Genomic DNA, 14,749 nt, shown 5'->3' with positions numbered 1-14,749 from the left:
ACAAATTATAATATACAAATATATCTCATTTTGATAATCGAATAACTCAGTTAACACTAGTTAACATTGGTTAAGAGGGCTTTAACCTATACGAAAAAGTTTAAATATACTTTTGACATGTACAACTTAAACAACTGAAACAATGAACAATAGAAAAATTTCAATCTGTGTGGCCTCCTGTTTTCTTTTTATCAGCATGAAAGCCCAAAACACAATTCGATTTGTTTTGCCAAATGGCGAAACTCTTAAAAATCTTGACAGTCTTGAAAATGCTTGGGGCAAAAATCAGATCTTATTTAGACATAGTGAAGAAGATGATAAAAACGGTATAATGCATCTTGTAAAAAAAACATCTGAATTTAGCGATAACGAAATTAAAAGCAAAAAAGCATTAGCAGAAATGCTTAACAATCCTGCTCCCGAATTTGAACTCAAAGATCTTGAAGGCAAAATTTGGTCTTTAAAAGAACTTCGCGGAAAAACGGTGGTACTAAATTTCTGGTTTACGTCTTGCGCTCCATGTATAAAGGAAATTCCGGAACTCAATAAATTAGTAGACGAATATAAAAATAAAGAGGTAGTTTTTCTTGGACTTACGTACAACACAGCACTACATGTAGAAGCTTTTCTAAAAAAACATGATTTTAATTACACTCAATTACCAAATGCAGGAGAAATAAACAACAAGTATAAGATTTTCTATTTTCCGACAAGTTTTGTGATTGACAAAAACGGTATTATTAAAAGCATTTTCGAAAACAGCGACAATATCTATCATGATCTAAAATCGATTATTGATGCCGAAAACTCAAAAATCTAAACTCGAAATTTTAAAATTTTTCTGCAACATTCTATTTCTTCACTTCAAAACAGGAAAAAATCTTTCTTAACCCAAGTCAATGATTCCTCAGGAATTGCCAACCTAATTTTGCCTCGTAAAATCATCTAAATTATTAGCTTTTTCAAAATGCTAACAGTCTAACACATTCAAATAATTAAAAAGAAAATTATGAAAACAACAGCGTATAAATCAATTTCTAAAACAGGACTCGCAATAGCCGTGTCCGCTTTTACACTTATAACAGGCAATGTAAAAGCTCAAAATTCCATCAGAATAAAAACAGAAGTTTTAAGCGAAACAACGTCTAAACTGACGAAATATGAAGTAGAAGAACAATATGTTTCACAGTTTCGAAAAGCAATGACAGAATATGTTACGGCTTCACTTTCATCAAAAGAAAATATTATGGCAGAAGCTTTTTTTGAACAAGACAAAAACAATATTCTCTGGCTGATTGAACGATGGAATGGAAAAAAACAATTGGAAAGCTTCAGTAAAAGTAAAGAAGCAAAAGCACTGCAATCTTTAACTGAAAAATTAAAAATAGTTCCGAAAATCTATTACGTCAATGATCTTGAACCTTTAACGAAAGAACAATGGCGAAAAACCTCTAAAAAAGAAGATAATCAGCTGGTTATAATGCTTTTTGTGGACGGAAAAAAAGGTACCGAACAAAATTTTAAAGACACGTATGATATTGCAATGCCTCAATTTCGAAACGAACCTGGCGTGGTAACTTATCAGCTTTCTGAAATTGAAGGAGATGGAACACAGTTTGTAACCTATGAAAAATTCAGAAGCCAAGAAGCTTTTCACTATCATCTCAATTTTCCTCCTATTCAACCAGTAATCGAATATCTAGAAACTAACATAAAGAAACCGCCTTTTCAAAACGGAATTCATAACCTAATTGAATTCGCACCACTTACAAGAGAATAATCCACGGGATTTCATTCCTAAAAAACAATTATAAATATTTTAAAACTTAGAAATCATGAAAAATTTAAAACAAATTATCGCAGCAGGTGTCATCGGCACAACAGCATTAAATGCACAGGTTAAAGATCATCAGCTTGATGTAATGAACCAATTGGCAACGCCTTCCCATGTTTCCGTAATGCCCGTTTCACAATTATTGAATGCTCCTGGAAATGAAGCCTTAAGAGACTTCTTTTTTACTCCTGTAAAAGACAAAACCGTTTTGAAAGGCAAAAAAATCGCAGTTCTTGCCGCCGACGGTTTTGAAGAAATAGAGTTAACTGGACCTGTTTGGTATTTTAGAGAACTGGGCGCTCAGGTTGATATTGTCGCTCCAAAATACAACCCTGCTCCGGCGCGATATGGCTTGAGCAGTCCCGAAATGGCGCAGACGCATATTATGGCAATTCAATATTTGCAACCTGTTGGGTGGATCAAATTTGATAAAACAGCAGATCAGATCAAAGTGAGCGATTATGATGCTGTGTTTATTCCGGGAGGTGCTTGGAATCCAGATAATCTTCGTTATGACAAAGATGTTATAAAATTCATTAAGGATTTTAATAAATCTGGAAAATTGATTGCTGCTATTTGTCATGCGCCGGTTGTATTGGCTTCTGCCGAAATTCTGAAAGGAAGAAAACTTACTGGATACTGGAACATTCAGAGCGATCTTAAAAATGCAGGCGGAATCGTTTCTGATCAGCCAGTTGTAGTAGATGCAAATATTATTACAAGCCGACACCCTATTGATGTTGCCGATTTTTCAAAAGCAGTTGAAAGCTGGTTGGCAAAAAAATAATTTCTTCATTTACAATCTGCAAATAGCGGAATGCAATTTTGTTTTCCGCTAAAAAAAAAAAATCGTTTACTTGCCAATCATTCTTTTGCGAAGTCTGCTTAAGGATTCTGGTTTAATGCCAATATACGATGAAAGCTGATTCTGCGATACCATCTGAAAAAGATGAGGTTCTTTTTTTAATATAGTTTTATATCGTTCTTCGGGAGTTTGAAAATGCAGCATTTCTTCTCTTTCGATAATAATCAGGTAAGCAGATTCAGCTATTAATCGTCCAAATTTTGACCAATTAGCCGAGCTATTGTACAAACTTTCGACTTTTTCATATTCTAAAGCAATTACTTGCGAGTCTTCCATCGCTCTGCAATAATATTGAGCTGTTCTTTGCGTAATAAAACTAGCGAAATCAACCAAAAAATCATTTGGTTTCGCAAATCTGCAATTGATCTCGTTTCCTTTATAATCTACATAAAACATTCTAAAAAAACCACTTTCGATAAAATAAATATGTCGGCAGATTTCGCCCTGCTGAAGTAAATCAGTATCCTTTGGCACTTCCCTTCTTTCGATAATTGGAAGCATCGAATTATACTCTTCATCAGACATGGGAACAAATGAGGTTATGACATTTTTAATAGCGTCCATAGCAATACATTAAGAGAAAATAACTTCCCTAAAATTAGATTTTATTCTGCTAAATACAAAATTCTTTCTTAACCAAAGTCAATGATGTTATCGACATAACGACTCTACCTTTGTCATGTAAATAAATTGATAATCAAACAATTAAAAACATTTCTTTTAAAAAACTATTACTAATAATTAAAAAACTTAATCATGAAAACTAGATTCAACATCGACAGAAAAGCACACAAAAATTCAGAATTAGGATTCAAAATTCACCTTCTTGTCTTTTTACTAGCTACACCAGTAATCTTTATTATTTGGTATTTGACAGACACAACTTATCCTTGGCCAATATGGTCTACAGCAGCTTGGGCAATTGGAGTTCTTTTTCACTATTTAGGTGTATTTGTATTCGGGAAAAATAAAATCAAAAACTAAGAAATCATGGAAACTACTACAACATTTAGACGAATTGTGACAGGACATAATCCAGAAGGCAAAGCCATTATTGTTTCAGACGAAATTCCAGCAAGAACTTATATGGTAGGCGGGCCAAACGGAGCCAAATTCCATGAGGTTTGGAACACAAAACAAACTCCTGCTTTAATAGGCAGCATTTCTCAAGATCCAGAAGAAAACGGACTTATTCTGGGACCTCCAAAACACGGAACAAGAATACGAGTTATTGATTTTCCGCCAGAAAGTGATGAAATTCGAAATCTTACCAAAGAACAGGCTTTTGAACATTTTAAAACCATGAGCGGCGAGCATGCTTCAAAAGCTGGCGGAAATGCACCACATCCTTTAATGCATAAAACCGAAACAATTGATTACGGAATTGTTCTCGATGGCGAATTGACCTTGATCGTTGACGAAGGCGAAACGACTGCAAAAGCCGGCGACATTATCGTGCAAAGAGGAACAAATCATGCTTGGAGCAATAAATCTGGAAAAGTATGTCGTGTTGTCTTTGTTTTAATTGATGGAGAATTTGAAGAAAATCTTCGCTAAATCTTAAAAACAATTGTAATGCGAGTAAATCCGATAAACCCAGAAACAATGAACGACGAAGTTCGATATGTTCATGATGAAGTTTTTAAACTGATTACAAACAGCCAAGGCCCAGTTGTAATGACGAATAACGAAGGTGCTTTGACAGGACCTTTTCCGCCGATGCTTGCTTTTCCTCAATTTGGAATTCCGGCTTTGAGTTTTGTACGCTCATTGGATAATTATGCTACGCTTCCTAAAAAAGTCCGCGAAGTTGCGATTCTCACTGTTGGTACAGCATTTGGTGCGCGTTTCGAACTTTATGCACACGAAATTATGGCAAAACATTTTGGCTTTTCTGCAACCGCGGTGGCGTCACTCGCAGCCGGATTTCGTCCTGTTGAATTAAATCAGGAAGAAGCCATAGCTTATGAAATCGCTTCTATTCTAGCAAAAGGACGAATTGTTCCTGACGCTTCTTACAATCTTGCAAAGGAAATTTTAGGGCAAGAGACTCTCGCCGAACTCATCTTTTTAGTTGGCGCTTATACACTTCTTGCTACAGTTTTAAATGGTTTTGATGTTCTTCCATAAATTGAAAAAGACGTCCAATTTTTATAAAAAACAACACAAATAATAAATTTTAAAAACAATGAAAAAATCAAAAATTAATTCGCAAAACTCTTTAAAAACAATTTCAAAACTATTCTTGCTATTGTTTACAACCATTTCAACTGCGTCATGTTCAAACGACGAAAATACAGTTGTTTCTGCAAAAAAATCTCCTGTCGTACTCGTACACGGCGCATGGCAAGCATCTTACGTTTGGGATCAAACCGAAGCCGATTTAAAAGCTGCGGGCTATACGGTTTCTGTTGTCAAATTGCCTGGACATGGAGAGGATGCAACTCCCGCTTATCAAGTTTCTTTTAAAGCGTATGTTGATGAGGTTAAAAAAGCAATCGATTCTTATAATGAACCGGTAATTTTAATTGGACATAGTTTAGGCGGCGCTGTAATTACTCAAACTGCTGCTGAGGTTCCTCAAAAAATCAAAAAGTTGGTTTATGTGGCTGGCTTTATTCCACAAAGCGGAAAAAGCGTTTTGGATTATTCTCAAATGGATAAAGCATCACTTTTGCCGGCATCTTTACAATTATCTGAGGATCAGACTTTGGCAGGAATCGTAAATCCAGAAGTTAATCTTCCAAAAATATTTTCTCAAGATGCTACAGTTGCTCAAAAACAATTTCTTGTGGCACGTTACAAAGCCGAGCCAACAATTCCACTTGGAACTCCATTGAACTACAAAACAGAAGATTATAATTTGGGAGGCAAAAAATACTACATCTTCACAATAGAAGATCACACGATTACGTACAATTTTCAGCAAGAAATGGCAAAAGCAGCAGGCATTACAAATACGTACACAATCGATTCTGGACATAGCCCGTTTATCTCTAGACCAGCAGAATTGACCAAGCTTTTAAAAGACATTTTATCAAAATAGGCTTAGCATCCTTTTCATAAAAAAAGATTCCTGAAACTATTTTTCAGGAATCTTTTTGTATAATTATCTACAGCGAACCGGCTTTTACGAAAGTCTGCCAACCACGCATGGTTTCAATGAAACGTTCGCTGAGTCCGCCTTGACGAAGATAGTCAGCCACGACAGGCAATTGCGGACTATCGTACATTGGATTTGCTTTTACCTGAAGCGGAAAATCACGCTGCAAAATTGCCGCTCGAGCAATAAGTACAAAATCACAGCCTTCATCAAGAAGTTCTCCGGCACGTTGGGCACTCATTATTTTTCCTGCTGCGCCTAAACGAACACCTTTTCGCGGAAGTTCTGTAAAAACGCTGAGCATGGTTTTTCCTTTAAAAGTTCCCTCACGAACAATTTGTGTCGAATCCCAAAGTGCTAAATCCAAATAATCAATCAATTCTCGATCGAAAATATCGGCTGTCACTTCTCGTAATTCTTCCAGAAGAAGTCCGTAGCGTTCAATCGATAATCTCCAGCCAATCTGGAAATTATGACCACAAGCTTTGCGAATTCCTTCAATAACTTCAATCGTAAAACGAGCTCGATTTTCAAGACTTCCTCCATATTTATCTGTGCGATCGTTCAAATTTGGTGACATAAATTCGGAAAGAATCCATCCAAAAGCTCCGTGAACTGAGATTCCGTCAAATCCTGCTAATTGTGCTCTTTTTGCGGCAGCTATAAAATTGTCCCGAATTCTCTCTACTTCTTCCGTTGTAATTGCTTTTATTCCTTCCAAAGTTTTGCTTGAAGCCGGTGCCGGGATTCCTCCTATTGATGGTTTTGCCCGATGTCCTGCATGATACAATTGTACTGCCGATAACGCGCCACCTTTACGAATTACCGAAGCCATTTCAGTTAGACCCGATAAATGATCGTCGCTGTGAATTCCTAGTTGGCGTTCAAACGCGATACCTCCTGCTTCTACCGTTGCGGCACTGGTTTGAATTAATCCGTAACCGCCCTGCGCAAGTTGTTTCATCCAATATTGATCATATTCAGATGCTGTACCATCAAAATCACTTTGTTGGCTCGTCAAAGGCGCAAGCATAAAACGGTTTCTCATTGCTGGACCATGCAGCAAGGTAAGCGGTTTGAATAAATCAGAAACTGCCATTTTGTTTATTTTTTAATGTTCTACTTAAATCAATTTTATCTGATGCAAAGTTGCCACGAACTACTCTTGTGAAAAATGGATGATTTTTACTTTATAATGGAGGTTTTGAACCTGAATTTAGACGCAAAAAATTCTCCATTATAAAGTAAATTTCCTCCATTCTCTAGCCGATATCGCTGTCAGATCTTTGCGATGTTATTAAAAATTTATTCAAATGAAAAAAACAGTTATTATTATTCTTTCTGATCCAAAAGCGGGTTCAGAAGAAGCGCTAGGACGTGTATTCAATGCTTTAGCATCGGCATATGAATTCAAGCACGAAGGTGAAGATGTGAAAATTATTTTTCAAGGCACAGGCATAAGATGGCCAGAACAGCTTGAAAAACCAGAGCATCCCGTAAATGCTCTTTATAAAGAAGTAAAAGATCATGTTCACGGACTTTCTAAAGGCTGTGTTGCTGTATTTGGCACTGAAGTTTCTGGTTATGAATTATTAAATGACAACGAAGTGCCAGGAACTCCAGGACTTCCGAGTTTTGTCAACCTAAAAAAAGAAGGTTACGATATTTTGATTTTCTAAACCAAAACTAAAAACTGCTCTCTATTTTATACGAGGGCAGTTTTTTAAATGTTATCGAATTTTTAGCACGATAAACAGTTATCGAAAACAGCTGCTTTTTGAGTAATTTAGCAGGAAATGGATATTTTCATAAATTCAAATTTAATTCATTATGCAAGAAGAATTTCAACATTATATGCATCAATGTTTAGAGCTTGCCAAAACTGCTCTTAAAGCCGGAAATCCACCTGTAGGTGCGCTGATTGTGATTGATGGAAAGATAATCGGTACGGGAATTGAATCTGGAAAATCAACTGGAGATATTACGAATCATGCAGAAATATTAGCTGTAAGAGATGCCGTAAAAAATGGGTTTTCAGATAAATTGCATCTCGCAAAAATGTACACAACTCATGAACCGTGCATTATGTGTTCGTATATGATTCGGCATCACAAAATAGCTGAAATCATTTTTGGGATTGCAGTTCCTAATGTTGGCGGTTTTACTTCAAATTATAAAATTCTTAGTGCTGAAGATGTTCCTAAATGGGGAAATAAACCAACAATTATCGGCAATGTATGTGAAGCCGATTGCCAGAAACTTAATGCACAATTTTTAGAATTATTAGGCAAATCATAATATCGATGTTATCACAATCTGTACATACGCTTGTTAATCAACAAAATGGAAACTTGTCATTTAAAGTTTTTGAATTTGACAATACAAGTTATTTTGATCATATTCAACGAAATAATTATTTTACTTTAATCTTGATTACTTCGGGCGAAGGAATAGCCAAAGTGGATCTTTCCGAATATGCTTTCAAAGAAAATACTTTGTTTGCTTTTTATCCGTATCAACCTTTTATGCTGGCTTCAGAACAACCTATAACGGGTATTTCTATTCAGTTTCACCACGAGTTTTTCTGCATTTACAGACATCATAAAGAAATTGCCGCAAACGGAATCTTGTTCAATAATGTCTATCAACAGCCGTTTATTTATTTGGATCAAAATAATAAACAAACGCTAATGAATATCATCAGAGAAATTGTCAATGAGCTAAAAATGGAAGCGCTGCGAAAAGATGAAGTTCTTGTTTCGTATCTTAAAATATTCTTAGTTCTTGCTACGCGAATAAAATTGGAACAGCAATCAATCAAGGAAATAAAGGCAAATGACAAACAGCTTTTCATTGTACAAAACTTACGAAATGCAATTGAAGATAATTTCCGAACCAAACATTCTGCAAGCGATTATGCTGAAATACTGCATGTAACATCGGTTGTGCTTGCAAGAACAGCAAAAAATCATTTCAATATGACACTTTCTGATTTAATAACAGAAAGAATCATTGTTGAAGCCAAAAGAGAATTGTATCTAACAGACAAAACCGTAAAAGAGATTGCCTACGAACTTGGGTATGATGATGAATATTATTTCAGCCGAGTATTTAAAGGCAAAACCGATATTTCGCCTCAATTGTATAGAGATACAATAGGTTTTAACAAAGGTTAATTGGAAAATATAAGTATTATTTAAAAATAAAAAAGCTCTAATTCATATCAATTAGAGCTTTTTTAATCTTCACTGTTTTATTACTGAGACAATTCTGTTTCTGTATGCAGTGCACAAACCCAATTATTATTTTTTTTAATCCAAGTAGAAGTACACACACATTTCATTGGCGAATTTTGTTTGTCGTCGGCCATTTCTAATGTTATCAAATATCCAAGTACTGTGGTATTTTCACTAATTGGCTTTTCATCCACATCAGAAATATTCAATACTTTTATTTTGCCGCTTTCAACAGAGTCAAACATCTTTTTAAACATAGATTCGTCTACGCTTTGCAACCCGCTTTTGCCGGCAATCATGCAGGGAAAAAAAGTAAGCTTTTTAACGGTTTCATAATCATGATTCTGCATTGCTTGCCAATATTTTTTCTCCAGTTCAATAATTTGTGTTTCCATAATTATCTCCAAAAATTAATTAAACAATTTACGAAGAAAATTTACGAAGAAATTTTGATAAAATTATTACCTGTCGTCAAATTCTCTGCGGTCATAAAAAGTGTCATCGTCGCTGTAATAAGTGGAATCAGGATCATTTTCAGGATAATACGATTTCATGACTTTTCGCTCATAATCTCTGTCAAACTGGTGCTGTCTATGGTACCTGCTTGTATTTCTAAAAGTATCGTAGCCAATACTGTTTGCCATTACAATTTTAGTGTCTTTATTAATGCTTACAGACCCAATTGGTATAATAATATGACTGTCTCCTTCTTTATAAATATATTCTTTTCCATTATCATTTTCGATAACATCATGCAATTCCTTGTGATTGTCTTCAAGTAATTCTTTGGCAACTTTTACATCCAAATAAACAACGCGCTTCATGTCTTTATTTACCCACAGATTATCAATCGTGCCAATAGTTCGGTTATCGGAATCAACTATTTTCCAACCTCTTACATCTGAGTAATTTGATGCAATTTTATAATCTGATAGTTCGTCCAATTTATATAAATTTCGATTCTTTTCCATAATTTCGTTTTTAATAGTTTTCGAATTTTCTAAAACTTGTTCTTTATTTCACGGTTGTAGTATCAACTGTATTTACCGCAGTTGTATCTACTGTATTATCTACTGCTGTAGTATCTTGGATTTCTACATTTCTTTCACCTTTAACATCGTGGTCTACACAATAAATATAATAGATTATTCCTCCAATGATCAGCAGTGCTATAATCCACGGCCATATAGGCTTTCTCTTCTCAATCTTAATTTCTGCCATAACGTATTTTTTGATTTTATAATAGTTTTTATGTTCAATTAAAGGTACAAATGAGCTGATCGTCAGAAGTATTTAATTTCAGTCGGATGTTACAAAATTCCCAGTAGATTTGATATTTAATCATTTGAATGGTTTGCAAAATTCCTGTTTCTAAAAACAAAAAACTCCTCAAAATTGAGGAGTTTCTGTTTTTATTAATTTCTGAAAATATTTTATTCAGCGCCCGGTTTCTTCAAACCGATGTCTTTCATTGGATATTTTTGATACGTTGCCAAATGTGCCGAAATAAGTCCCATTACACCCGGAATTCCCCATTCGAAGAAACGGTGTCCTGAACTCACTTGTTCTTTTGGATCTGTATATAGATTGTAAACCCACGGACTCATACCGATGCTTTGAATTGTAGATTGATCCAGATTTCTTCGCTCTGCCGATGTATTGAAAACATTCATATGCACCTTGTATTCCTGCCATCTCACCGCCATGAATTTGGTTTCAGAATACATAAAAACGGCGTTTCGATTCGACACCCCTTTATCTGACAAAAAAAATGATAACTGATCTACTCCATCAATATAATTGGTAGAAGGAATTTTATCTAAAACCCCTGCTGCTGAAAGAGAAGTATTAAACATATCGCAAATATCAAATAATCCATCGCTGATGCGTCCCGGTGCAATCATGCCTTTCCAGTACGCAATTCCTGGTACTCTTACACCGCCTTCCCAAGTTGTTCCTTTTCCTCCTCTAAATGGTGTGTAACCACTATCTGGCCAAACATCTTCGTTTGGTCCATTGTCTGAAGTAATGAAAACTAATGTGTTTTCATCTATTTTTAAATCTTGTAAAAGTTTCATTAGTCGGCCAACGATATCATCAACTTCAACTACAGCATCTTTGTAAGGGAAAGCAGCTGGGCTTTTTCCTTTGTAACCTTCAGACACGTAATTGTCATTGTGCACTTTAGAAAAAGAATGAATCAAATAAAAAGGTTTGTCTTCTTTAACCGAACGTCTGATGAAATCTTCACTGTAATTAGCAAAAACTTGATCAACTTTAGACAATTCTTCGATATTTGAAATTGGTTGCACAATTTTGTTTTCACCACCTTTTTTACCTGTTAAGATATTCTGATCAACCAATTTTTTCATCGCTGCCAAACGTTCTGGCTTGTTGATCAAATCAGGGTAAATCCATTCGTTGACAAACTGCGCATATTCTGATTGAACCGAACCAAAACCAAGCCATTCGTCGTAACCCACATCGTTAGGAAGACTTCCTTTGCTTTCGCCCAAATGCCATTTTCCTGAAATAGCGGTTTTGTAACCATTTTGTGAAAGTATTTTGGCCGTAGTATTTTCAGAAGCCCACGGATTTACTTTAGGATTTTCACCTGTTAAAGTTGGCCTTGTCAATCCGGATCTTGCTGGAATTCTCCCCGTCATAATTGCAGCGCGGCTTGGCGTACAAGTTGGCTGTGCGTACGTCGATGTAAGCTGTAATCCTTCGTGCGATACTTTGTCAATATTAGGAGTTGGCGCACCAATCGCAACACCTCCACCATAAACACCAATATCTCCATATCCCATATCATCAATTAGGATGATCAAAATATTAGGTTTCTTTTTCAGCTTGCTCATTTTATCTTTCATTTCTTTATCCTGATCCGGATGCGGAATTGCAGGTTCCAAATATTCTTTCACCCTAACTGTTGGATTAAAATAAGTTTGCTGCGCATTAATTTCAGCAACAAAAGCTAAAACGGCTAATAAAACAAAGTACTTTTTCATAATTATTTATTTAAAACTAAAATTCAGATTTTATAATGGTTAATTGATAATGGATAATGGATAATGGATAATTGATAATTGATAATTGATAATTCACATTTCACAATTCACAATTCACAATTAACAATTCACCATTCACCATTCACAATTACTTCAAGTCAATATCGACTTTGTCAATTATTCCCGTAAACTTGAATGGAGGTTTATAGGATTTTGCGACTGGTGAACCCGAATCTTCGCCAATTCCGAAAGTATCAATTCCAAAACGGGCTGCTACTGTTTTGTCAATTCGTCCTTCACCGACTAATTTATCATTAATGAAAAGTTTTCCTGTTCCGCCTTTTCCGGTTCCGCCGCCATCATAAGCAAAATCAAATCGTACGGTGCTTTTTCCAATCGGAAGCGCTTCTTTTGAAGTAATCACATAACGCGCATCATCAAAATAATTATAGTGATACACCAATTTTCCGTTTTGCACATACAATGCAAATCCTGCTGAACTTCCACCCGAAGCGACAATAATTCCGCTGTCTGATTTTGATTTCAGCTCAATTTCAGCCGTAATGCTGTGCGATTTATTTTTAGTATTTGGCGAAGCTGTTTCAGCCAATCGTATTGCTCCAGCATAAAAAGTGAAATGTTTGCGTTTAGGATCTGACGGCGTAGGTTTTGGTGAAATCAATCGTCCTGTACCTCTATCGTCTAACGGATAAACATTATATTTTTTGGCTTCTTCATCAAAAATGGCTTTCAGTTCTTCTAATTTTTCAGGATATTTTTTAGCCAAATCCACTGATTCACTATAATCTTCATCGATATTATAAAGTTCCCATTTGTCTTTATCCCAGTTTCCAGGCGCAAAATCCTGTCTCCACGGGTAAGTATGCTGTGCAGCTGCAACCCAGCCATTATCATAAATAGCCCTATTACTAAATATCTCAAAATATTGTCTGGTTCTAACAGGTTTAGCATTTTTATCTGTAAAAGTGGACAAGAACGAAACGCCGTCCATTGGTTTTTGTTCAACGCCATCAACCGTTTTTGGAGCCGGAAGATGAGAAGCATCTAAAACAGTAGGAAGTACATCAATCAAATGAATAAACTGACTTCGCATACCGCCTTTGTCTTTTATCACTTTTGGCCAGCTCACAACCATTGGGTTTCGGCTTCCGCCAAAGTGAGAAGCTACTTGTTTTACCCATTGAAAAGGAGCATTTCCTGCCCATGCCCATCCTACAGGATAATGTGGTTCGGTATTTGGACCGCCAATTTCATCAAGATGTTTTAAATTATCTGCCAATGGAGTTGAAATACCGCTCAATGCTTTTATCTCGTTGACTGTTCCTTCCATTCCTCCTTCTGAACTTGCCCCATTATCTCCAACAATATAAAATATCAGCGTATTGTCAGCATCTGGGAGTTTACTGATCGCATCTAAAAGTCGTCCTGTTTCATGATCTGCAAACGAAAGATATCCTGCATAATTTTCCATCAAACGTGCAAAAAGTTTTTTCTGATCTGCCGAAAGTTTGTCCCAAGGCGTAACCCAGTCAGGTCTTGGAGTTAATTTTGTTCCCGGAGGAATAATTCCCATTTTCAACTGACGCTCATAGGTTTCTTGTCTCACAACATCCCAACCTTTATCAAATTGTCCTTTGAATTTATCACGCCATTCTTTTGGTGCATGATGCGGAGCGTGCGCAGCTCCAGGTGCAAAATACATCATAACTGGTTTTTGAGGCGCGACAGATTTGCTGTATTGCAGCCAATTAATAGCTCTATCCGTCATATCGGTCATAAAATGATAACCTTGTTCTGGCGATTTATCTGGTTCTACTGCTTTCGTGTTTTCAAAAAGAACAGGATAGTATTGATGTGTTTCACCGCCAATAAATCCATAAAAATAATCGAAGCCTAAACCTGTCGGCCAGCGGTCAAATGGTCCAGCAACACTACTTTCCCAGTCTGGTGTATTGTGATTTTTACCAAACCAGCTTGTGCTGTATCCGTTGCCTTTCAAAATTCTGCCAGAAGTTGCTGTACTTTTCGGAATCATACAATTGTAACTCGGATATCCTGTCGCCCATTCTGCCAAAAAGCCTGAACCAGCATTGTGATGGTTTCTTCCAGTTAACAAAGCTGCTCGCGAAGGACCACAAATTGCAGTCGTATGAAAACGATTGTATTTTAATCCATTTGCGGCAAGTTTGTCCAATTCAGGTGTTGGAACAGGTCCTCCAAAAGTGCTTACTTGCCCAAAACCAACATCATCGAGCATAATAATGATGACATTTGGCGCACCTTGCGGAGGCGTAACCAATTTTGGCCATTCTTCTTTAGATTCTTTGTACGTTTTTCCAATTTTACCGCCAAAAGGTGGCTCTGGAATTGGCAATATTGTTCGGTCTAAATCTCCCGAAGTATTTGTTTCTGTTACCGTATCAGTTTGTTTTGATTGATTGCAGCTGAAAAAAAACACTGCCAAAATCAATAGGAATTTTGGGCTAGTAAACGATTTCATATGTATAAATTTAGCGGTGAGCACTAATTTACAAACATGAGTTTACTTTATTTTTTAAAAGATGTTGCAAATTATAATTTGAAACAAATTTTTGTATCATTTGGCTTTATAGTAAACCGAACTTCATTTTTGAAAGCTCGTAAAATCTTTTATTGACTTGCCAAATAATAAAAAACCAC

The 14,749-nt window shown here is 36.0% G+C and carries 17 protein-coding genes; 10 read left to right on the top strand and 7 right to left on the bottom strand.

The features are described from left to right. The first annotated feature begins 142 nt into the window (after positions 1 to 142). The 3 genes from FND99_RS00835 to FND99_RS00825 all read left to right on the top strand — a co-directional run bounded on the left by FND99_RS00835 (position 143) and on the right by FND99_RS00825 (position 2,621). Positions 143 to 820: a peroxiredoxin family protein gene (locus tag FND99_RS00835; protein ID WP_144336109.1), complete on the top strand. Its 678-nt coding sequence runs from the start codon at positions 143 to 145 to the stop codon at positions 818 to 820. A 189-nt stretch (positions 821 to 1,009) separates the two neighbouring features. Continuing rightward, positions 1,010 to 1,780 (top strand): putative quinol monooxygenase, encoded by a 771-nt coding sequence (locus FND99_RS00830; protein WP_144336108.1) that lies wholly within the window; start codon positions 1,010 to 1,012, stop codon positions 1,778 to 1,780. Positions 1,781 to 1,835: 55 nt separating this feature from the next. After that, entirely contained in the window at positions 1,836 to 2,621 is a 786-nt protein-coding gene (locus FND99_RS00825; RefSeq protein ID WP_144336107.1) for a DJ-1/PfpI/YhbO family deglycase/protease, read from the top strand. 66 nt (positions 2,622 to 2,687) lie between these two features. Here the strand turns inward: FND99_RS00825 and FND99_RS00820 are convergent, their stop codons facing one another. Continuing rightward, positions 2,688 to 3,263 (bottom strand): Crp/Fnr family transcriptional regulator, encoded by a 576-nt coding sequence (locus FND99_RS00820; RefSeq protein WP_144336106.1) that lies wholly within the window; start codon positions 3,261 to 3,263, stop codon positions 2,688 to 2,690. Between the two features lie 192 nt (positions 3,264 to 3,455). Between FND99_RS00820 and FND99_RS00815 the strand changes: the two genes are divergently transcribed. The 4 genes from FND99_RS00815 to FND99_RS00800 are packed head-to-tail and all read left to right on the top strand — an operon-like array spanning position 3,456 to position 5,745. Then, entirely contained in the window at positions 3,456 to 3,683 is a 228-nt protein-coding gene (locus FND99_RS00815; RefSeq protein ID WP_144336105.1) for a 2TM domain-containing protein, read from the top strand. A 6-nt stretch (positions 3,684 to 3,689) separates the two neighbouring features. Next, the gene (locus tag FND99_RS00810) at positions 3,690 to 4,256 is read left to right on the top strand and encodes a cupin domain-containing protein (protein WP_144336104.1); all 567 of its coding nucleotides are present in this window, start codon (positions 3,690 to 3,692) and stop codon (positions 4,254 to 4,256) included. 18 nt (positions 4,257 to 4,274) lie between these two features. Then, complete coding sequence (locus FND99_RS00805; protein ID WP_144336103.1) at positions 4,275 to 4,829, top strand: carboxymuconolactone decarboxylase family protein; 555 nt, start codon at positions 4,275 to 4,277, stop codon at positions 4,827 to 4,829. A gap of 58 nt (positions 4,830 to 4,887) precedes the next feature. Then, positions 4,888 to 5,745, top strand: coding sequence for an alpha/beta fold hydrolase (locus FND99_RS00800; protein ID WP_144336102.1), 858 nt, complete (start codon positions 4,888 to 4,890; stop codon positions 5,743 to 5,745). A 67-nt stretch (positions 5,746 to 5,812) separates the two neighbouring features. On the opposite strand, the gene FND99_RS00795 is transcribed toward FND99_RS00800, so the two are convergent. Continuing rightward, on the bottom strand, positions 5,813 to 6,901 hold the full coding sequence (locus tag FND99_RS00795) for an NADH:flavin oxidoreductase (RefSeq protein ID WP_144336101.1): 1,089 nt from the start codon (positions 6,899 to 6,901) through the stop codon (positions 5,813 to 5,815). A 214-nt stretch (positions 6,902 to 7,115) separates the two neighbouring features. Between FND99_RS00795 and FND99_RS00790 the strand changes: the two genes are divergently transcribed. The 3 genes from FND99_RS00790 to FND99_RS00780 all read left to right on the top strand — a co-directional run bounded on the left by FND99_RS00790 (position 7,116) and on the right by FND99_RS00780 (position 8,978). Continuing rightward, on the top strand, positions 7,116 to 7,481 hold the full coding sequence (locus tag FND99_RS00790; RefSeq protein WP_144336100.1) for a DsrE family protein: 366 nt from the start codon (positions 7,116 to 7,118) through the stop codon (positions 7,479 to 7,481). A 151-nt stretch (positions 7,482 to 7,632) separates the two neighbouring features. Next, positions 7,633 to 8,100, top strand: coding sequence for a nucleoside deaminase (locus FND99_RS00785; protein ID WP_144336099.1), 468 nt, complete (start codon positions 7,633 to 7,635; stop codon positions 8,098 to 8,100). A gap of 5 nt (positions 8,101 to 8,105) precedes the next feature. Beyond that, positions 8,106 to 8,978, top strand: coding sequence for a helix-turn-helix domain-containing protein (locus FND99_RS00780; RefSeq protein ID WP_144336098.1), 873 nt, complete (start codon positions 8,106 to 8,108; stop codon positions 8,976 to 8,978). Between the two features lie 80 nt (positions 8,979 to 9,058). Here FND99_RS00780 and FND99_RS00775 read toward each other — a convergent pair whose 3' ends face one another. The 5 genes from FND99_RS00775 to FND99_RS00755 all read right to left on the bottom strand — a co-directional run bounded on the left by FND99_RS00775 (position 9,059) and on the right by FND99_RS00755 (position 14,570). Further along, positions 9,059 to 9,433, bottom strand: a complete 375-nt coding sequence (locus FND99_RS00775; protein ID WP_144336097.1) for a nuclear transport factor 2 family protein — start codon at positions 9,431 to 9,433, stop codon at positions 9,059 to 9,061. Positions 9,434 to 9,499: 66 nt separating this feature from the next. Further along, positions 9,500 to 10,009, bottom strand: a complete 510-nt coding sequence (locus FND99_RS00770; RefSeq protein WP_246074144.1) for a PRC-barrel domain-containing protein — start codon at positions 10,007 to 10,009, stop codon at positions 9,500 to 9,502. A gap of 43 nt (positions 10,010 to 10,052) precedes the next feature. Next, positions 10,053 to 10,259 carry a hypothetical protein gene (locus FND99_RS00765; protein ID WP_144336095.1) on the bottom strand — a complete coding sequence of 69 codons (207 nt, stop codon included), beginning with the start codon at positions 10,257 to 10,259 and terminating at the stop codon, positions 10,053 to 10,055. Positions 10,260 to 10,471: 212 nt separating this feature from the next. Continuing rightward, positions 10,472 to 12,049 carry an arylsulfatase gene (locus tag FND99_RS00760; RefSeq protein ID WP_144336094.1) on the bottom strand — a complete coding sequence of 526 codons (1,578 nt, stop codon included), beginning with the start codon at positions 12,047 to 12,049 and terminating at the stop codon, positions 10,472 to 10,474. Between the two features lie 148 nt (positions 12,050 to 12,197). Continuing rightward, a complete protein-coding gene (locus FND99_RS00755) occupies positions 12,198 to 14,570 on the bottom strand; it encodes an arylsulfatase (protein WP_144336093.1) in 2,373 nt (790 codons plus the stop codon). Positions 14,571 to 14,749 lie beyond the last annotated feature (179 nt).

Source organism: Flavobacterium daemonense (assembly GCF_007341385.1).
In the GTDB taxonomy this organism is placed as follows: domain Bacteria; phylum Bacteroidota; class Bacteroidia; order Flavobacteriales; family Flavobacteriaceae; genus Flavobacterium; species Flavobacterium daemonense.
Note: the sequence above shows the minus strand (reverse complement) of the source record. Positions and strands in the feature narration are given on the sequence as shown.